Genomic DNA, 18958 nt, shown 5'->3' with positions numbered 1-18958 from the left:
CGGGGGGCGGCTGCCCGCCGGCGCGGCCGCGACTGCCCGAACGGGCGCTCGTGGAGGCGGGCTGACGGGGGCTCGGGGTGGCGGCCGGCCCGGCCCGTCGGGCCGCCCCGGCGGCTCGGTGGCTCGGACGGCTGGGGGCTCGGGCGGCTCAGGGGCTCGGCTGGCTCAGGCGGCGAGCAGGCGGGTCAGGGTCGAGGCCAGTTCGTCCGCCAGGACCTGCCCGGCCGCCTCCGCGTCGCGCCGGCGGACGGCCTCCACCAGCTCCGCGTGGGTCGCGTAGCCGTGGTGCGGATCGCCCTCGCGCAGCCCCAGCAGTCCGACCAGCTCGACCAGGCGCTCCCGGAGCACCGGGACGAACTCGGCGAACAGATCGGAGAGCACCGGATTGTGGGCGGCCGCCACCACCGTCGCGTGCAGGGCGATGTCCGCGTCCACGAAGGCGGCGTCGTCCGCCGCGCCCGCCGCGTGGCGGGCGGTCAGCGCCCGGTCGAGCGCCGCCTCGTCGGCCTCGTCGTGCCGGACGGCGGCCAGCCGGGCCGCCTGGACCTCGATCATCGCCCGCACCTCGTACACGTGCGCCAGCTCGGCCCGGCGCAGCCGCGCCGACCAGTCCTCGCCCGGCCGGTCCGCCGTCACGAACACCCCCGAGCCCTGGCGGCTCTGCACCATGCCGGCGCCCGCCAGCGCGCGCAGCGCCTCCCGGACGGTTGACCGGCCGACGCCCAGCTCCTTGGCCAGGGCCACCTCGCCGGGGAGCTTGCCGCCGACCGGCCACTGCCCGGCCGCGATCTGCTCGGCGATCCGCCGGGTCGCCTGGTCGACCAGGGGGGAGGGGCGCAGTGGGTCGAGCGGAGACATCGCGTTCACCTGTCAGGTTGTCTGAGGACTTGGTTCACGGTTACGGTACCCCGCATGAAGTCGTGGAGTCTCCTTCCCGGCTGCCTTCCCGGCTGCCTTCGCGGTGGCCTTCTTGGTGGCCGCAGCGGGGTCTGACCGGACCGGCACCCCGCTGCGGGGCGCCGTGCTGCCGGTTCGTCCTCCGGTGCAGAACCCGAGACCAAGGACCTCCCCCATGCCATTCCCCACGCTACGCACCCCCGCCGGGCCCGTACCGGCCGCCGCCCCCGCCTGGAACCCGCAGCGCGGCAGCGCGATGCCGTTCCAGCGCTACCGCCCCGCCCACGAGCGGGTCGAGCTGCCCGCCGGCGACCGGCGGCAGTGGCCCTCCCGGCGGATCGAGCGGGCCCCGCTCTGGGTGCCCGTCGACCTGCGCGACGGCAACCAGGCGCTGGCCGAGCCGATGGACCCGGCGCGCAAGCAGCGGATGTTCGACCTCTTCCTGGCCATGGGCTTCAAGGAGATCGAGGTCGGTTACCCCTCCGCCAGCCGGACCGACTTCGACTTCGTCCGCCGGCTGGCCGACACGCCCGGGGCCGTCCCCGAGGACGTCACCGTGGTGGTCTTCACCGCCGCCCGCGCCGACCTGGTCGAGCGGACCTTCCGCTCCGTCGAGGGGCTGCCCCGGGTGGTCGTGCACCTCTACACCGCCACCGCGCCGATCTGGCGCGACGTGGTGCTCGGCCGCGGCCGGGCGGAGGTGCGCGCCCTGGTCACCGAGGCCGCCGAACTGATGGCCCGGCTGGCCGAAGGCCGCCCCGGCGTCCGCTTCGAGTTCTCGCCGGAGGTGTTCAACCTGACCGAGCCGGACTACGTCCTGGAGGTCTGCAACGGCCTCACCGAGCTGTGGGACGCGAGCCCCGACCGGCCGGTGATCCACAACCTGCCCGCCACCGTCGAGATCGCCACCCCCAACGTCTACGCCGACCAGATCGAGTACGTGCACCGCCACCTGGCCCGGCGGGAGTCGGTGATCCTCTCCGTCCACCCGCACAACGACCGCGGCACCGGGGTCGCCTGCGCCGAACTCGCCCTGCTGGCGGGCGCGCAGCGGGTCGAGGGCTGCCTGTTCGGCAACGGCGAGCGGACCGGCAACGTCGACCTCGTCACGCTGGCGCTCAACCTGCACACCCAGGGCGTCGACCCGATGATCGACTTCTCGGACATCGACGAGATCCGGCGCACCGTCGAACACGTCAACCGGCTGCCCGTGCACGAACGCCACCCCTACGCCGGCGACCTCGTGCACACCGCCTTCTCCGGCACCCACCAGGACGCCATCCGGAAGGGCTTCGCGCACCACGCCAAGGCGGCGGCCGACCTCGGCCTGCCACCGGGCCGGGCCCCGTGGGCCGTCCCCTACCTGCCGATCGACCCGGCCGACCTCGGGCGGGACTACGAGGCGGTGATCCGGGTCAACAGCCAGTCCGGCAAGGGCGGGATCGCCTACCTGCTGCAGACCGGGCACGGGCTGGAGCTGCCCCGGCGGCTCCAGATCGAGTTCGCCCGGGTGGTCCAGGAGTCGGCCGACGACAGCGGCCGCGAGGTCGGGGCCGACGAGCTGTACGCGCTGTTCCGCTCCCACTACCTGGACGCGGCCCCGGCCGTCGACTGGCGCACCGGGGAGGAGGACGGCCGCCACTGGGCCGAGGTCGGCGGGCACCGGGGCGAGGGCAACGGCCCGCTGGACGCCGTCACCGCCGCACTGCGCGCCGCCGGGACGGCCGTCGACATCCTCCGCTTCACCGAGCACGCCGTGCGCACCGGGCCCGACAGCGACGCCGTCGCCTACGTCGAGGCACGGGTGGCGGGACAGGTGGTCTGGGGCGCCGGCCGGGACTCCTCCGTCCTCGCGGCCGGGGTCCGGGCCGTGCTGAGCGCCGTCGGCCGGGCGGCCGCGGGGCACGGGAGGATGCCGGTATGACACCCTCCCTCCCCGCCCGGAGCCAGGCGGTCGCCGACGCCCTCGCGGCGGCCGGCCTGCCCGGCGAGATCCGCGTCCTGCCCGACTCCGCGCGCACCGCCGCCGAGGCGGCCGCCGCCCTCGGCTGCGAGGCCGGGGCCATCGCCAACAGCCTGGTGTTCAGCTGCGACGGCGCTCCGCTGCTGGTCATGACCAGCGGGGCGCACCGCGTCGACACGGCCTACCTGGCCGGGCGGCTGGGCACCGGCCCGATCGTCCGGGCGAGCGCCGCCGAGGTCCGCGAGGCCACCGGCCAGGCCATCGGCGGCGTCGCCCCGGTGGGCCACCCGGCGCCGCTGCGCACCGTGGTGGACGAGGCGCTGGCCGGGTACGAGCTGCTCTGGGCGGCCGCCGGACACCCGCACACCGTGGTGCCGATGACCTACGACGAACTGCTCCGGCTCACCGGCGGCACGCCGTCGGCGGTGGTCGCGCCCTAGCCTCCGGCCCCCTGGCGCCACGCGCGCGTGGCGCCAGGGGGCGGGCGACGGGGTCGATTTCACCTTTGGATCATCCCTTGGTAGTTTCTTCCTCGTCGGCGGGACGAGATCGCGGAAGTGATCGGAAGCCCGGCGGTCACGCGTCGGTGGTGCAGTGGTAGCACGCCCGCTTTCAGCGGGAAGGGTTCGTTCGATTCGGGCCCGGCGCTCGGACACGCAGGGCGGGAGTCGTCATCGGCTCCCGCCCTCGCTGCTTTCCCGGGGGCCTTCGCTCCGGGGCCCTTCCGTCATCGGCTCCCCGCGTCCGGATTCTTCGGTCCCGGGCTCTTCGGTCCCGGGGCCGAGGCGCGGGCGACCAGGAGCAGGAACAGCCCGCACAGCGCCACGAGCAGCCAGCCGGGCCGCGACGCGACGGCCAGGCCGTCCGGACCGACCCCCACCACCAGGCCGCCCGCGGCCGCGATGCCGATCGCCGCGCCGACCTGACGCGCGGTGGAGGTGATCGCCCCGGCCACCCCGGCCCGGGACGGCGGCAGACCGCCGACCGCGGTGTTGGTGATCGGCGCGTTGGCGAAACCGAAGCCGACACCGATGAGCAGATAGGCCGCCAGGAGCAGCGGGATACCGGTGTCCGGGCCGAGATCCACCAGACAGAGACCGCCCGCGGCGACGAACCCGCCCGCCAGCAGGAGCGGCCGCCTCGGCCCGAACCGCGCCACCAGGGAGCCGGACCACGGCGCGCACACCGTCGCCCCGAGCGCCATCGGCAGGGTCGCCGCCCCGGTGGCCAGCGCCGTCCAGCCCCGGGCGTGCTGGAGGTACAGCGTGTTGAGCAGCAGGCTCACGTTCAGGGCGACGAACAGGGCCACGGCGCCCAGGGCCGCCATGGCGAACGGCATCCGGCGGAAGAGCGCGAGGTCCATCAGCGGCTCGGGCCGGCGCAGCTCGACCCGGGCGAACCCGGCGGTGGCGAGCGCCGCCACCGCGCAACCGGCCACCGCCGCAGGAGAGGTCCAGCCGATCCGGGGGCCCTCGATGAGCACGGCCACCGCACTGCCCAGGGCCAGCACCAGCAGCGACTGGCCGGGGAGGTCGAGCCGCCGGGCGCGCTGCCCGTGCGACTCCGGCACGAACACCGCCACCAGGACGAGGGCGGCGAGGATGACCGGCGCGTTGATCCAGAACACCGAGCGCCAGCCGAAGGCCGCGATGAGCGCCCCGCCGGTGACCGGCCCGGCCGCCATGCTGAGCCCGAAGACGGACGCCCAGACGCCGATCGCCCGGGCCCGCTCCCGGGGGTCGGGCATCGTGTTCACCACGATCGCCAGGGCGACCGGGCTGAGCATCGAGGCGCCGACCCCCTGGGCGGCCCGGGCCGCGACGAGGAAGCCGAGCGAGGGCGCCACCGCGCAGGCGAGCGAGGCGAGCCCGAAGACGACCAGCCCGGTCCGGAACACGCGCCGGCGGCCGAAGCGGTCCGCGAGGGCGCCGGCCGAGATCAGCAGACCGGCCAGGACGACGGTGTAGGCGTCCACGACCCATTCCAGCCCGCTGGTGCCCGCCGCCAGCCCGCGCCCGATCTCGGGCAGGCCGACGTTGACGATGGTGGTGTCCAGCCCGACCAGGAACATGCTCAGCGCGCACACGGCGAGCACTGTCCACCGTCGGCGGGTGCTCAGTGCGGGTCGATCAGCCAGGATTGTCGTGGTCACGGGCCCACCTTCGGTTCGGTAACGTCTGCGGCCCCATGCTCGGACCGGGCGGCAGCGCCGGCCCAGCATCTTTGCGAAGACCGCAAAATCGCGCTCCGGCCCGCCCGAGGGGCCGGACGGACCGGAGGCACCCCATGAACGGCGACCGCACCGACCCCGTGAAGTCCGTGAAGCCCGGGGAGCCTGTGACGCCCGGGGAGCCCGGGGAGTCACCGGAGTCCGGGGAGCCCGTCGCGCCGGAGGCCGGCGGCGACGACGTCGACGAGATCCTCGCCGGCATCGGGCCGCGGCTGCGGGCCCTGCGCCGCGACCGCGGGCTCACCCTGGAGGCCCTCGCGGAGACCACCGGGATCTCGGTGAGCACGCTGTCGCGCCTGGAGTCGGGCAAGCGGCGCCCGACCCTCGAACTGCTCATCCCGCTCGCGCGCACGCACCGGGTCGCCCTGGACCAGCTGGTCGCGGCCCCGGCCACCGGGGATCCGCGCCTGCACCTGAAGCCGCAGCACCGGGAGCGCGGCAACGTCCTGGTGCCGCTGACGCAGTACCCGGGCCGGGTCCAGGTGTTCAAGCAGGTGCTCGCCCACCGCGAGCCGAAGCTGGTGACCCACGCCGGTTACGAATGGCTGTACGTGCTCGCCGGCGGGCTCCGGCTCATCCTCGGCGAGCGCGAATTCACCCTCCGCCCGGGCGAGGTGGCCGAGTTCGACACCGGTGAGCCGCACTGGTTCGGCCCCGTCGACGCGAACGCGGTGGAGATCCTGCACCTGTTCGGCCCGCACGGCGACCAGGCCGTGGTGCGTACCGGGCCTTCCAAGCAGGCGCCTTGACGGTTCGTCCGTTGGAGCCCGGCCGTCGCGCGGGTGGCCGCGCCACCGCCGGGCGGCGCCATCTCGGGGGCGCCGCCCGGCGGTTCGGGGCGCGGGTCGGCGGCTAGATGCCGAAGGCGTCGGCCCAGCGGACCGTCCCGGACGGCAGCGGGTGCCGGTCGTCCAGGCTCAGCGCCATCCACGCCTCGTCGGGCGCGTCGACGGCGAGGACCAGCCCGTGCCCCGAGGCGCGGACGAAGCCGAACCGCGGGTAGTACGACGGGTGTCCGAGCAGCACGACGAAGCGCTCGCCGAGGCCCCGGGCGGCGTCGAGCGCCGCCCGGACCGCGGCCGAACCGGCGCCGGAGCGCTGGTGGTCCGGGTGCACGGAGACCGGGCCGAGGGCGAGCGCCGGGACGTCACCGATGAACGCGCGGCTCAGCACCGCATGGCCGACGGGGGCGCCGGCCGGACCGGTGGCGACGACGGAGAGGCCGTCGATCCAGCCCTCGTCGGTGCGCAGCACGGCGAGCAGGTCGGCCTCCGCGGGCCGGCCGAACGCCGCGAGGGTGAGGGCCTGGACGGCCGGGACATCGGCGTCCGACTCGACGCGGGTCGGCCAGGAGGAAGCGGACGAAGACGGAGAGGACATGGTGGAAACCCTTGGCTGGAGGGCCCGTCGCGGCGGCGCCGCGCACCCGCGGTGCGGGGGCGGAAGCCGTCAGACCAGGGCCCGGGGAGTGTGAACCGTCGCCTGGGCGCTGCGCGGTACGGGCGCAGCCGTCGTCACCGTGGCCACTGGTCCACCTCCTTCGCCGAGCTCGTCGTCCTGTCGTCCGGTCCGGACCAGTCGAAGGTAACACGGACAGCGGAACGGACGCCCCCGGTTTTCCGGCCGGCCGCCGGGCGGCGCGGACGGAGTCCGTGATCGGGCGCGCGTCAATGGCGCTCGACCGGCAAATAATTTCCGGTGCACCCGTCGGATGGTGGTCTGTCCAGTTTTGCGAGGCGGCAAAAATCTTCCGGTTGACAGTCGTCGCAGCGTATTGAATTCTTTCAATCGCCGGGGAGCCGCGCAGCTCTTCGGACCAAATAGCGATCGACTCCGGGGGCCGGCAGAGCGAGCGGTGCAGGAATCACTGGATCATGCGAGCGGCCGGACGGTCGGCGCCGGCCAGTCCGGACGGATGTCCGGACGCGGTTTCCACGAGTACGCCTGATCACCCGGAATTTGCGATGCCGAAAAGGCCCCGGGGAGGGCCCGGCATTTCCGTACCGAAATTCAACAAGGAATCTGGCGTGCACTCATACATGAACATCAAGAAGTCCGCGCGAATCAGCCACGACTTCTGGGAGGTCACCGCCGCGGCCGGGATGTTCGACATCGTGGTGTCCGGCCTCGGCGACGGGCGGCACCGGACGCTGGCCGACGGCCACGAGTTCGTGAACATGTCGTCGTACTCCTACCTCGGCCTCGACACCCACCCGCGGATCGTGCGGGCGGCCGCCGACGCGGTGCTCGCCGAAGGGGCGCTCAACAGCTCGACCTCGCGGATGCGGATCCGGTTCGGATCGCTGCGGGACGCCGAGACGGCGCTCTCCGAGCTGTTCGACGTCGAGGCGCTGACCGTCGCCTCCTGCGCGGCCGCCGCCTGGGCGAGCCTGCCGCTGCTGGCCTCCGGGCTGCTGACGGACGGCGTCGCGCCGCTCATGGTCTTCGACAAGAACGCGCACTTCTGTCTCAACGCGATGAAGCCCGCGGTGGCCGACGAGGCGGAGATCGCCACCATCGCCCACAACGACGTGGACGCGTTGGAGGACCTCTGCCGCAAGCACCCGCAGGTCGCCTACGTCGCCGACGGCGTCTACAGCACCGGCGGCGCCGCGCCGATCCCCGAACTGCTGCGCCTGCAGGAGAAGTACGGGCTGTTCCTGTTCTTCGACGAGGCGCACGGCGTCTCCACCGTCGGCGAGCGCGGCCGGGGCGCCGTGCTGGAGGCGATGGCGGCGAACGGCGGGATGAACGACCGCACGCTGATCATCACCTCGCTCAACAAGGGCTTCGGCGCCTCCGGCGGCGCGATCTTCCTCGGCCCGGGCGGCTCGCAACAGCGCCGCGACACCGCGCTGCGCAACGGCGGCCCGCTGATGTGGTCGCAGCGCATCAACACCGCCGGACTGGGCGCCATCATGGCCTCCGCGGAGCTGCACGGCTCCCCGGAGCTCAAGGAGCTCCAGCTCAGGCTCCAGGACAACATCGCGCTCTTCGACTCGCTGGTGGAGACCTCCTTCAACGGCGACGGCCTGCCGATCCGCTTCGTGGACATCGGCTCCGAGGACGCCACCATCCGCCTCGCCGGATCGCTGCTGGAGCGCGGCTACTACACCTCGCCGATCTTCTTCCCGGTGATCGGCCGGGGCAAGGCGGGGCTGCGGCTGATGCTGCGCGCCAACATGGCCGAGGCCGAGATCCGCGACTTCTGCGGCGCGCTGAACGACGGCCTGCGGGCCGAGGCGGCCCGCGAGCCGGGGCAGGACCAGCGATGACGGCCCTGCGCTCGCACAACGACTCCTCCACCGAGGTCTTCCGCCGCAACACCGCGGCCTTCGACGAGAAGCGCCAGGTCATCGCCCGGGCCCGGGCCGCCGCGATCGCCGGCGGGGACGAGCGCTCGCGCCGGCGCCACACCGAGCGCGGCAAGCTGACGGCCCGCCAGCGGGTCTACCAACTGCTGGACCCGGGAACGCCGTTCATGGAGCTGGGCCAGCTGGCCGGGCACGAGGTGTACGACGAGCACGTGCCCTCGGCCGCGCTGGTCACCGGCATCGGCATGGTGAGCGGCCGCCCGGTGGTGGTCTTCGCCAACGACGCCACGGTCAAGGGCGGCAGCTACTTCCCGCTCACCGTGGAGAAGCAGCTCCGGGCCCAGCTGGTGGCCCGGGAGAACGGCCTGCCCTGCATCTACCTGGTGGACTCCGGCGGGGTCTACCTGCCGCTCCAGGAGCAGCTGTTCCCCGGCGAGTACCACCTGGGCCGGATGTTCCGGAACATCGCCGAGATGTCGGCGCTCGGCCTGCCGCAGATCGCCGCGGTGATGGGCAACTGCACCGCCGGCGGCGCCTACATCCCGTCGATGTGCGACGAGACGGTGATCGTCCGCGGCACCGGCACGGTCTTCCTGGGCGGCCCGCAGCTGGTGCGCGCGGCCACCGGCGAGGTGGTGGACGCCGAGACGCTGGGCGGCGCCGACCTGCACACCCGGGTCAGCGGGGTGGCCGACCACCTCGCCGAGAGCGACGAGCACGCCCTGTCGATCGTCCGGGAGATCATGGCCCGGGACGGCCGGCCGGCCCTCAGTCCGCCGCCGCAGCCCCCGCGCGCGCCGCTGTACGACCCGGCGGAGCTGCCCGGCATCGTCAGCGCCAGCCTGCGCGAGCACATCCCGGCCCGGGAGATCCTGGCCCGGCTGCTCGACGGCAGCGAACTCGCCGAGTACCGGGCCCGGTACGGGCCGACCATCGTGTGCGGCACCGGCCACATCGGCGGCTACCCGGTGGGCGTGGTGATCAACGACGGGGTGCTGTTCCCGGAGAGCGCCCAGAAGGCCGCGAACTTCATCGAGCTCTGCACCCAGCGGGACATCCCGCTGCTGTTCCTGCACAACATCAACGGCTTCATGGTCGGCGCCGAGTACGAGGCCGACGGCATCGCCAAACACGGCGCCAAGCTGGTCAACGCGGTCTCCACGGCCAAGGTCCCCAAGTTCAGCCTGGTGATCGGCGGCAGCTACGGCGCCGGCAACCTCGCGATGTGCGGGCGCTCGATGGGCCCCCGGCTGATGGCCATGTGGCCGAGCGCCAAGTCCACCGTCGTCGGCGCCGAGCAGACCGCGACGGTGATGGCGCTGATCCGCAGCGACCAGCTCGCCAAGGAGGGCAAGGTCCTCTCCCCCGAGGAGGAGGAGTCGATCCGGCGCCCCATCATCGAGACGTACGAGCGCCAGTCCCACCCGCTCTACTACGCCGCCCGGATGTGGGTGGACGCCGTGGTGGACCCGACCGAGACCCGTGAGTGGCTGGCGCTCTGCCTCGCCATGTCCGCCGACGCCCCCAAGCAGGAAACGCGCTTCGGCGTGTTCAGGATGTGATGACGGAAATGATCAAGCGTCTCCTGATCGCCAACCGCGGCGAGATCGCCCGGCGGATCGCCCGCACCTGCCGCCGGCTCGGCATCGAGTACGTGGCGGTCCACTCCGACGCCGACCGCTCCTCGGCCCACCTGGCGGGCGCCGTCGAGCGGGTCCGGATCGGCCCCGCCGCGGCCGCCGAGAGCTACCTGGACGTCGACGCGCTGGTCGACGCCGCCGTCCGGACCGGCTGCGACGCCGTCCACCCCGGCTACGGCTTCCTCTCCGAGCACCCCGGCTTCGCGGCGGCGGTCGCCGGGGCCGGGCTGGTCTGGGTCGGCCCGGACGCCGCCACGATCACCGCGATGGGCGACAAGTCGACCGCCCGCGCGCTGATGGCCGCCGCCGGGGTCCCGGTGCTGCCCGGCTCCGGGACGGCCACCGAGTCGGCCGAGGAGATCCTGGCCGACGCCGAGCGGATCGGCTACCCGGTGATCCTGAAGCCCGTCGCGGGCGGCGGCGGCAAGGGCATGCAGGTGGTCCGCGCGGCCGCCGAGCTGCCCGAGGCGGTGGCCGAGGCCGTCCGGCTGGGCCGCAGCAACTTCGGCGACGGCCGGCTGCTGGTCGAGCGGTACGTGGAGCGGCCCCGCCACATCGAGGTCCAGGTCTTCGGCGACGACCACGGGAACGTGGTGCACCTCTTCGAGCGCGAGTGCTCGCTGCAGCGCCGCCACCAGAAGGTCGTCGAGGAGGCCCCGGCCGCCAACCTGGCGCCCGCCGTCCGGGCGGAGCTGCTGGAGGCGGCCGTCCGCGGCGCCCGGTCGCTCGGCTACGTCAACGCCGGCACCTTCGAGTTCATCCTGGACGCCACCGACCGCTGCTACTTCCTGGAGGTCAACACCCGGCTCCAGGTGGAGCACCCGGTCACCGAGGAGATCACCGGCGTCGACCTGGTGGAATGGCAGCTGAGAGTCGCCGACGGGCAGCGGCTGCCGCTCGACCAGCACGAGATCACCGCGACCGGCCACGCCGTCGAGGTCCGCGTCTACGCCGAGGACCCGGCCGACGGGTTCCGGCCCGCGCCGGGCCGCGCGGCGGCGGTCCGCTGGCCGGCCGGCATCCGGGTGGAGGCGGCGTTCGACGACACCGGATCGGGCACCGACGGGGCCGCGTCCGGCTCCGCCGCGCCGGAACCGGCCTTCGCGGGCGGTCCGGGCGGTGACGCGGCCTTCGGCGGCGCCGTCTTCGGCGGCGGCGCCGAGGTCCCGGCCTTCTACGACCCGATGTTCGCCAAGCTGATCGCGCACGGCCCGGACCGCCCGAGCGCCCTGCGCCGGCTGCTCCCGGCCGTCCGCGACACCGCCCTGCCCGGGCTGACCACCAACCTCGGCTTCCTCGCCGAACTCCTCCAGGCCCCCGCCGTGGTCGCCGGGCGGATGGACACCCACCTGGTGGACGCCCTGGTCTCGACCGGGACCGGGCAGCCGGCGCAGGGCGAGCCGGCCGGCCCCGCCGGCCGCACCGACCGGGTCCTGGCCGCCGCGGCCTGCGCGGCCGCGATGCAGCTGCCGCCCGTCGACGACGCCCCCGCCTCGCCGTGGCACGGCGCGGTCGGCCCGTTCGACCGCCACCGGCTGGACCCGGTCGCGCCGTTCGGCCGGGTCGTGCTGCGGCACGGCCGGCGGACGCTGCAGGCCGGACTCACCGGACGGCGCGGCGCCGCCGTGGACGTCCAGGTCGAGTCCGCCCCGTTCACCGTCACGGTCGCCGCCGTACCGGGCCACCCCGGCCTGTACCGGGGCACCGTCGGCGACCGGCGCTGGACCGGTCTGCGCAGCCCCGCCGGCTGGGAGCTCTCCGTCGACGGGCACCGGGTGGCGCTGGCCGCCCAGAGCTTCGCCGAGGGCGGCTCCGGGGCCGCCGACAACGCCGTCAAGTCGCTGATGCCGGGCACGGTGGTCGGACTGCTCTGCGAGGTCGGCGACCGGGTCGAGGAGGGGGACGCCCTCGTCATCGTCGAGGCGATGAAGATGGAGAACCGCATCCTCGCCCCGTTCTCGGGCGTCGTCACCGCGATCCGCTGCGCCGTGCGCGACCTGGTGGCGACCGAACAGGTCCTGGTCGAACTCGACGCCGACGCCGAAGCCTGAGCGCCCGACCCGCCCGACCCGCCCGATCCGCCCCACCCCCCGGTCAGTTGAAGTAGCACCCCCCCGCACCACGCACGCAAGGAGCCCTCTCATGCCCGCTGAACCAACCCCCCGGAAGCTGCTGCTGGTCGGCGGGGTACGGGCGGTGCCGCTCGGCCTCGACATGGCGCGGCTCGCCCTGGACCAGGCCCACGCGCGCGGGCTGCGGACCCACCTGACGAACCAGGAGGCCGTCCTCGCCGCCACCCCCGGGGTGGCCGAACAGGCCGGCGCCGTCTCGGCGGTGGACTTCGCCAACCCCGGCGAGTCCGCCGCCTGGGCGCGCGACCGGGCCGCCGCGGGCGAGCGCTTCGACGCCGTCCTCGCCCTCCAGGAGATGGCCCAGGTGGCCGCAGCCGAGACCGCCGAGGCACTGGGCCTGCCGGGCAACCCGGCCGAGGCCGTCCGACGGGTCCGCACCAAGGACGCCTGCCGGACCGCCCTGGCCGCCGCCGGCTTCCGGCAGCCCGCCGTCCGGCTCTGCGTGGACGAGGCGGAGGCGGCGGAGTTCCTGCGCGGCTCCACCGGGCCGTGGATCGTCAAGCCCCGTGACGCGATGGGCAGTACGGGCGTCAGCCGGATCACCGGACCGGACGGACTGCCCGCCGCGATCGCGCTGCTGCCCGGTCGCAACCCCTTCCTGGTCGAGGAGTTCGTCCAGGGCGCCGAGTACAGCGTCGAGGGCCTCTTCCTCGGCGGCGAGCCGGTCGTCCTCGCGGTCACCGAGAAGGAGAAGGTGGAGCCGCCGTTCTTCGTCGAGGTCGGCCACATCCTCCCGGCCGAACTCCCGGACCCGCAGCGTGAGGAGATCGAGCGTCAGGTCAAGGCGGCGCTCGCCGTGCTGGGCCTGCGCGTCGGCGGTTTCCACGTCGAACTCTGGCTGAGCCCGGACGGCATCGTGCTCGGCGAGGTGCACGGGCGGTTCGGCGGCGACTGGATCCACCGGATGCTCGCCCACGTCGTCCCCGGCCTGGAGCTGTTCGGCCTCCTCTACGACGACCTGCTGGGCCTGCCGCGCGACGAGGCCGCGCCGACGCCGGTCCGGGCCGCCGCCGCCCGCTACCTCACCCCGCCGCCCGGCCTGGTGACCGCGGTCGAGGGGTGGACGGAGGCGGCGAACCACCCGGACGTGCTCTACGCCGACCTCGCGGTCGGACCCGGCGGCACCGTCCGCCCGCTGCGCACCTCCGGGGACCGGGCGGGCGTGATCGTGGTCGGGGCCGACACCCCGGACCAGGCCCGCAAGCTCGCCCGCGAGCTGGCCGACTCGGTCCGCTTCACGGTGGAGCCGGCCCGGACGGCGGAGCCGGCATGACGCACACGGACGCCCCGCCCCGGGCGGCCGGCCTGCTGAGCCGGCTGACCGCCACCCTGCTGCCCGCCTCCCGGCAGGGCCGGATCATGGCCGCCGGGACCACCGTGGACGCGGTCGCCAACGGCCTCTACCTGGCCACCGCCACGCTCTACTTCGTCCGCTACCTCGACATCACGGCGGTCGCGGTCGGCACCGCGATCGCCGCGGCCAACATCGCCGGCCTGCTCAGCCCCCTGGTCTTCGGCCCGCTCGCGGACCGGCTCGGTGCCCGGCCGGTCTACGTGGCGCTGACGCTGGTCCGCGCGCTCGGCTTCATCGGGTACGCCCTGGTCGGCAGTTACGCCGGCTACCTGGTCGTCACCTGTCTGACCATCGCCGCCGCGCGGGCCTGCTCGCCGCTGCTCCAGGTGATCGTCGGCGAGTTCGAGGGGGCCGCCGAGCGGACCAAGACGATGGCCTCGCTGCGCGCCATCACCAACATCGGCCTCACCGCCGGCTTCCTGCTGGCCGCCCTGGTGCAGGCCGCGCACTCCCGGGCCGCCTTCGTGGCGCTCTTCCTGTTCAACGCGGCCGCCTTCGCCGCCGTCGCGCTCGCCGTGGTGCGGGCCGGCCGGGTGGCCGGATCGTCGGCCGCGCCGGCCGCCGCGCCCGCCGAGGCCGGGGCGGAGGGCGGCTCCGGCTCGCCGTACCGGGACCGGCGGTTCCTGCTGGTCACGGCCGCCAACGCGGTGCTGATGCTGCACGACTGCGTGCTGTTCATCCTGCTGCCGCTCTGGGTGGTGGACCGAGCCGGGCTGCCGGCCAGTGCCAGCTCGGCCCTGCTGGCGATCAACACCGTGCTGACCGTGGTGCTCCAGCTCTCGGTGGCCCGGTTCGCCCAGGGGCTGGCCAAGGCGCTGCGGATGCTCCGGGTCGCCTGCCTCTTCCTGGTGCTGGCCTGCGCGTTCTTCGCGTTCGCCGACGGCCGGGGCAAGTACCTGGCGCTGGCCGCCGCGGTGGTCGCCGTCGCGCTGCTGACAGTGGGGGAGAACCTGCACGCCGTCTCGCGCTGGGAGATCTCCTACGAGCTGTCGCCGCCGGTGGGCCGCTCCCGCTACCTGTCGCTGTTCAGCACGGGCATGAGCGCGCAGCTGATCGTCGGCCCGTTCCTGGCCACCGGTCTGCTGCTGCCGGCCGGCGCGATCGGCTGGGTGCTGCTCGCCGCGCTGTTCGCGGGCGCGACCACCGTGACGGTGCTCGCCGGCCGCACCGGCATCCAGAAGTCACCGGCCGTTTCCCAGGAGGCGCTGACCGGCTGATGTCACTCTGCGTTGCTTGAACGATCACAACCGAGCAAGTACAGTCCCCCTAGAGCGTGTCAAGGGCCACGCGGGCACACCGGGGGGTGGACTTCATGCTGCGACGCTCGGTCGCGACGTTCCCCGGTCTGCCTTTCCGATGTCGGTCCAGCCACTGAACCAGCCGTTCAGCAAGGGGACTTGTCATCACCGACCGGGCTGACGAACCATCAGCCGCGCCGGTACTTCGGGCTGTCCGAATTCGACACGTCCCCCCTCGGGGCCGTCATCGTCGAATGCAGGAACAGACCGGAGTGAGCCATGGTGCTGCGCGAGGCACTGAGCATCCCCATCCCCCTCGACCACGAAGCGTCGACCACCGCCGAACTCCCCGGCCTCGCCAGTCTGCTACGCGACTGGCGAGGCCGGGCCGGCCTGCGAATGGGGCTGGCCAAGCCGCTTCCCCAGATGGTCGTCGCCACCAGACTCGGCATGAGCGAGCGCTGGTACCGCGACCTGGAGCGAGGCGGCACCGCCCGCTTCGACCCCAGACTGCTGGCGCTGCTCGCCGACGTGCTGCTGCTCGACGCCGACGAGCGCGCCACCCTCTACCTCTACGCGATGGGCGGCACCCCGGCCGCCGGCCCGGCCCGGCCGGAGGACCTCACCGCCCTCCAGGAGCTGGTCGACCGGCAGATGCCGAGACCGGCCTTCATCGCCGACCGCGCCTGGACCGTCGTCGGCCACAACCGGGCCGCCGCCGAGTGGTTCCCCTGGATGAGCAGGCCCGGGGCCAACTTCGCCCGCTGGGTGCTGACCGCCCCGGAGGCCCGCGAACAGGTCGCCGACTGGACGTGGCAGGCCCGGATGACCCTCGCCATGATCCGCTTCGCGCTGGCCCGCTACCCCGGGGACGAGTCGGTGGTCGCCCTGCTCACCGACGTGCTGCGCGACCCGCTCTGCCGCCGGCTCTGGGCCGGCCGGGCCTGCGTGGTCGCCAACCGGGACGGCGACCGCTTCGGCCTGCGGCTGCCGCACCTCTCGCCCGAACCGATCGAGACGGTCGCCCAGGTCCTCACCCCCGGTGGCCGACCGGACCTCAGCTTCGTCGTCCTGGGGCCGCCGCCCGGGGTCTGACCGCGGGGTGCCCCGGGGCCGCCGGCCCCGGGGTCCGCGCGGGGGCGGGGCGGCCGGGCGCGGCGTCAGTGGAACCGCGTCACGAACCGGCGCTGCCAGGGGGTCTCGACGGCGCGCCGGTCGTAGTGCTCCCGCACGAAGGCGACCGCCTCGCCGGCCGGGACGCCGTCCAGCACGGCCAGGCAGGCCAGCGCGGTGCCCGTCCGGCCGAGCCCGCCGGCGCAGGCCAGCTCGACCCGCTCGGACGCCGCCCGCTCCCAGGCCTCCCGGAGGGCGGCCGCCGCCTCGGCCCGGTCGGCGGGCAGCCGGAAGTCCGGCCAGCGGAGCCAGCGGCTCGCCCAGGGGACGGCCGGCGGCCGGTGCCCCAGCAGGTAGAGGCCGAACGCGGGTTGCGGCCCGGGCGGCAGCGGCCGCCGCAGACCGCGCCCCCGGACGAGTCGGCCGGACGGCAGGCGCAGCACCCCGGCGGCGGTGGGGTCCCAGGTGGCGGAGGCGGTCATCCGGCGAGCCTACGGCTCGTCCGGCCGGTCGCGGGCGCGGTCCGTACCCACCCGGCCCTTCCGTGCCGCGGGTCCGCGCGAGTCAGGAGGCCGCGTACAGGCCGGTCGGGGCGGGCAGACCGGCGCGGTGCGCCAGAGCGGCGGCCTCCCCGCGCGAGGTCACGCCCAGCTTGCCCAGGATGTTGGCGACGTGGAACTTCACCGTGGACTCGCTGATCAGCAGGGCGCCGGCGATCTCCCGGTTGCGCCGGCCCCGGGCGAGCTGGTCGAGCACCTCCAGCTCCCGGGGCTGCAAGCCCTCCAGGGGGTCCGGCCCGCCGGTCGCCGCCGGGGCGCTCAGCGGCAGGTCGACGGTGACGGTGGTGCCCCAGCCGGGAACGGCGTCCACCGCGAGCCGGCCGCCCACGGCGGTGATCCGGTCCGCCGTCCGGTGCACGGCCAGGGTGTCGGCGCCGAGCAGGCCCGGGCCGTCGTCGCGCACCACGACCCGCAGGACGTCCGCGACGAACTGCCAACTCACGTGCAGGCGCGTCAGACCGTCCTGTTCGATCATGGTGAGCACGGCCGACCGGACGGCCGCCCGGGCGGTGTGCGCGATCTCGGCGGGGAGGGAGCGCCCGCCCGCCGCCGGGGCCGGCAGGTCGAGCCGGACGGGGCTGTGCCGCAGCAGCGGGCGGATCTCGTCCGCGAGCCGGGCGAAGGCGGTGGCGGCGGGCTCCTCGCTCAGCTCCCGGTCGAGGTCGGCGCCCGCGCGCAGGTCCAGCAGCGCGCCGACGGCCAGCTCGGTGGCGCTGCGGCGGGCGGTGGCGTCGTCCAGGGCGGCGGAGCGCAGCGGCGCGAGGATCGCGGAGAGCGCCGAGGCGTGCGCGCCGCTCAGCTCGGCGATGGCCCGGGCCCGGGCACCGGCGGAGGCCCGTGACGTGGCGGCGTACGCGGGGGCGGCGTCGACGGCCCGGTGGTGGGAGTGGGTGACCAGCAGCTCCCAGAGCTGCTGCAGGACGGCGAGCGGCTGGTCGGGCAGCCGCTCGCCGCCCGTCCGGACCAGCACCAGCAGCGCGCCGTTGCTGCCGGGCGGGGCGGCGGAGACCGCGACGGCCGACCGCGGCCGGTCCGCCAGGACCGCCTCGCCCTGCCAGGGCAGACCGGGTGCCACCGCCTCGGCCAGCCGGGCCAGTTCCCGGGTGGTGATCCGCCCGGTGAGCTCGGTCGGACCGTGGGCGAGGGCGGGGGAGTAGGTGCAGACGCCGCTCAGCTGGGCGAGGGCGGTGTGCGGGACGAGATCGGCGAGGACGCCGGAGAGGCGCGGGAGGAGCTGTGGCCTCGGCGCCCCCAGCACCGCCACCACCTGGGCGAGCACGTCCTCGGGGCGCTCCCAGCCGCGCTGCCGGTGCCCGGGGTGCCCGGCTCCGTCCGGGGCCTGCGCCGCGTTCCCGGCCCTCGCGTGTCCAGTCGCCGCGCTTCCCGCCCCGTCGCCTGCCCCGTGGTTCGCCATGGGTTCCAGCCTAGTGACCCGGTCCGCGCGGGTGCCTGGCCGTTCGGCCAGGCGGAACCGGCCGAACGGCGGGCCGGGGGCCGCCCCTCCCGCGACCAGGCTGGAGACCGTCAGACCGACGAACTCTCCGACCAGTGAAGGACAGTGGGACTCCCATGACCAAGGCCATCGCCTTCTCCGCATTCGGCGGCGCGGACGTGCTGCACCCGATCGAGATCGACCTGCCCGCTCCCGGCCCCGGCCGGATCCGGATCGCCGTCCGGGCGGCGGGCGTGAACCCGGTGGACCACAAGCTGCGCAGCGGCGCGATGGAGGGCCTGTTCCCGGTGACCTTCCCGCACGTCGCCGGTTTCGAGGTGGCGGGCGTGGTGGAGGCCGTCGGCGAGGGGGTGGACGAGTGGGCGCCCGGGGACGAGGTGTTCGGCTCGGTCCGCGGCGGCGGCTACGCCGAACACGCCGTGGTGGGCGCCGGCGACGTGGTCCGCAAGCCGGCCGGGCTGAGCTGGGAGCAGGCCGCGGGGCTCCCGGTCGCGGCCGAGACGTCCTGGCGGGCGCTCCACCTGCTGGGCGTGGAGCGCGGCCAGACGCTGCTGGTGCACGGCGCGGCGGGCGGGGTGGGCACGATCCTGCTGCAGTTCGCCCGCTCGCGCGGGATCCGGGTGATCGGCACCGCGAGCGAGGCCAACCACCCGTACCTGCGCGAGCTGGGCGCGATCCCCGTGACGTACGGCGACGGTCTGGCCGAGCGGGTCCGGGCGGTGGCGCCGGAGGGGGTGGACCGGGTGCTGGACGCGGCCGGCCAGGGTGACGTCCTGCCGCTCTCGATCGAGCTGGCCGGCGGACCGGAGCAGGTGCTGACCATCGCCGACCACGAGGGCTCGGCCAAGTACGGCGTGCGGTTCAGCGCCGGCTCGGACACCGTCCACCACCACGGCCCCGCGCTCGCTGCCGTGCTCGCGCTGCACGAGGAGGGCACGCTGCACCTCCCGCTGCACCAGGTGTTCCCGCTGGCGGAGGTGGACCGGGCGCACCGGGTGAGCGAGCAGGGGCACGTCCGGGGCAAGCTCGTCCTCACCGTCGGCTGACGCCGGCGCCGGGGAGGT

General features: G+C 74.8%; 15 protein-coding genes and 1 tRNA gene. 11 read left to right on the top strand and 5 right to left on the bottom strand.

What is annotated here, in order from left to right; all coding sequences use genetic code 11:
- Positions 1 to 165 precede the first annotated feature (165 nt).
- Positions 166 to 858 (bottom strand): FadR/GntR family transcriptional regulator, encoded by a 693-nt coding sequence (locus ABT263_RS04645; protein WP_352287505.1) that lies wholly within the window; start codon positions 856 to 858, stop codon positions 166 to 168.
- Positions 859 to 1072: 214 nt separating this feature from the next.
- Here ABT263_RS04645 and ABT263_RS04640 point away from each other — a divergent pair, with 214 nt between their 5' ends.
- The 3 genes from ABT263_RS04640 (at position 1073) to ABT263_RS04630 (ending at position 3509) form a co-directional block, all read left to right on the top strand.
- Positions 1073 to 2821 (top strand): 2-isopropylmalate synthase, encoded by a 1749-nt coding sequence (locus ABT263_RS04640; protein WP_352287502.1) that lies wholly within the window; start codon positions 1073 to 1075, stop codon positions 2819 to 2821.
- On the top strand, positions 2818 to 3300 hold the full coding sequence (locus tag ABT263_RS04635; protein ID WP_352287500.1) for a YbaK/EbsC family protein: 483 nt from the start codon (positions 2818 to 2820) through the stop codon (positions 3298 to 3300). The genes ABT263_RS04640 and ABT263_RS04635 overlap by 4 nt, the downstream gene beginning before the upstream one ends.
- 140 nt (positions 3301 to 3440) lie before the next feature.
- A tRNA-Glu gene (locus ABT263_RS04630) sits at positions 3441 to 3509 on the top strand.
- A 78-nt stretch (positions 3510 to 3587) separates the two neighbouring features.
- Here ABT263_RS04630 and ABT263_RS04625 read toward each other — a convergent pair.
- Positions 3588 to 5012 (bottom strand): MFS transporter, encoded by a 1425-nt coding sequence (locus tag ABT263_RS04625; RefSeq protein WP_352287497.1) that lies wholly within the window; start codon positions 5010 to 5012, stop codon positions 3588 to 3590.
- A 134-nt stretch (positions 5013 to 5146) separates the two neighbouring features.
- Here ABT263_RS04625 and ABT263_RS04620 point away from each other — a divergent pair, with 134 nt between their 5' ends.
- On the top strand, positions 5147 to 5839 hold the full coding sequence (locus ABT263_RS04620; RefSeq protein WP_352287495.1) for a helix-turn-helix domain-containing protein: 693 nt from the start codon (positions 5147 to 5149) through the stop codon (positions 5837 to 5839).
- Between the two features lie 103 nt (positions 5840 to 5942).
- On the opposite strand, the gene ABT263_RS04615 is transcribed toward ABT263_RS04620, so the two are convergent.
- The gene (locus ABT263_RS04615; protein ID WP_352287493.1) at positions 5943 to 6470 is read right to left on the bottom strand and encodes a GNAT family N-acetyltransferase; all 528 of its coding nucleotides are present in this window, start codon (positions 6468 to 6470) and stop codon (positions 5943 to 5945) included.
- 647 nt (positions 6471 to 7117) lie between these two features.
- On the opposite strand from ABT263_RS04615, the gene ABT263_RS04610 reads away from it, so the two are divergent.
- The 6 genes from ABT263_RS04610 (at position 7118) to ABT263_RS04585 (ending at position 15863) form a co-directional block, all read left to right on the top strand.
- Positions 7118 to 8365 (top strand): 8-amino-7-oxononanoate synthase family protein, encoded by a 1248-nt coding sequence (locus ABT263_RS04610; RefSeq protein ID WP_352287491.1) that lies wholly within the window; start codon positions 7118 to 7120, stop codon positions 8363 to 8365.
- Positions 8362 to 9966 (top strand): carboxyl transferase domain-containing protein, encoded by a 1605-nt coding sequence (locus ABT263_RS04605; protein ID WP_352287489.1) that lies wholly within the window; start codon positions 8362 to 8364, stop codon positions 9964 to 9966. Before ABT263_RS04610 ends, ABT263_RS04605 begins: the two co-directional genes overlap by 4 nt.
- Before the next feature lie 8 nt (positions 9967 to 9974).
- Positions 9975 to 12095: an acetyl/propionyl/methylcrotonyl-CoA carboxylase subunit alpha gene (locus tag ABT263_RS04600; RefSeq protein WP_352287486.1), complete on the top strand. Its 2121-nt coding sequence runs from the start codon at positions 9975 to 9977 to the stop codon at positions 12093 to 12095.
- A gap of 91 nt (positions 12096 to 12186) precedes the next feature.
- Positions 12187 to 13449 (top strand): ATP-grasp domain-containing protein, encoded by a 1263-nt coding sequence (locus tag ABT263_RS04595; RefSeq protein ID WP_352287483.1) that lies wholly within the window; start codon positions 12187 to 12189, stop codon positions 13447 to 13449.
- A complete protein-coding gene (locus ABT263_RS04590) occupies positions 13446 to 14747 on the top strand; it encodes an MFS transporter (protein ID WP_352287480.1) in 1302 nt (433 codons plus the stop codon). The genes ABT263_RS04595 and ABT263_RS04590 overlap by 4 nt, the downstream gene beginning before the upstream one ends.
- A gap of 300 nt (positions 14748 to 15047) precedes the next feature.
- Positions 15048 to 15863 carry a helix-turn-helix transcriptional regulator gene (locus ABT263_RS04585; RefSeq protein WP_352287477.1) on the top strand — a complete coding sequence of 272 codons (816 nt, stop codon included), beginning with the start codon at positions 15048 to 15050 and terminating at the stop codon, positions 15861 to 15863.
- A gap of 65 nt (positions 15864 to 15928) precedes the next feature.
- Here the strand turns inward: ABT263_RS04585 and ABT263_RS04580 are convergent, their stop codons facing one another.
- Both ABT263_RS04580 and ABT263_RS04575 read right to left on the bottom strand, forming a co-directional pair.
- Entirely contained in the window at positions 15929 to 16363 is a 435-nt protein-coding gene (locus ABT263_RS04580; RefSeq protein WP_352287475.1) for a protein-tyrosine phosphatase family protein, read from the bottom strand.
- 82 nt (positions 16364 to 16445) lie between these two features.
- The gene (locus ABT263_RS04575) at positions 16446 to 17855 is read right to left on the bottom strand and encodes a helix-turn-helix transcriptional regulator (protein ID WP_352287473.1); all 1410 of its coding nucleotides are present in this window, start codon (positions 17853 to 17855) and stop codon (positions 16446 to 16448) included.
- Positions 17856 to 18010: 155 nt separating this feature from the next.
- Between ABT263_RS04575 and ABT263_RS04570 the strand changes: the two genes are divergently transcribed.
- Positions 18011 to 18940, top strand: a complete 930-nt coding sequence (locus ABT263_RS04570; protein ID WP_352287470.1) for an NADP-dependent oxidoreductase — start codon at positions 18011 to 18013, stop codon at positions 18938 to 18940.
- Positions 18941 to 18958 lie beyond the last annotated feature (18 nt).

The sequence above is a fragment of the Kitasatospora sp. NPDC001603 genome, assembly GCF_040298365.1.
Taxonomy (GTDB): Bacteria; Actinomycetota; Actinomycetes; order Streptomycetales; family Streptomycetaceae; genus Kitasatospora.
This window is presented reverse-complemented; position numbering and strand designations above follow the sequence as displayed.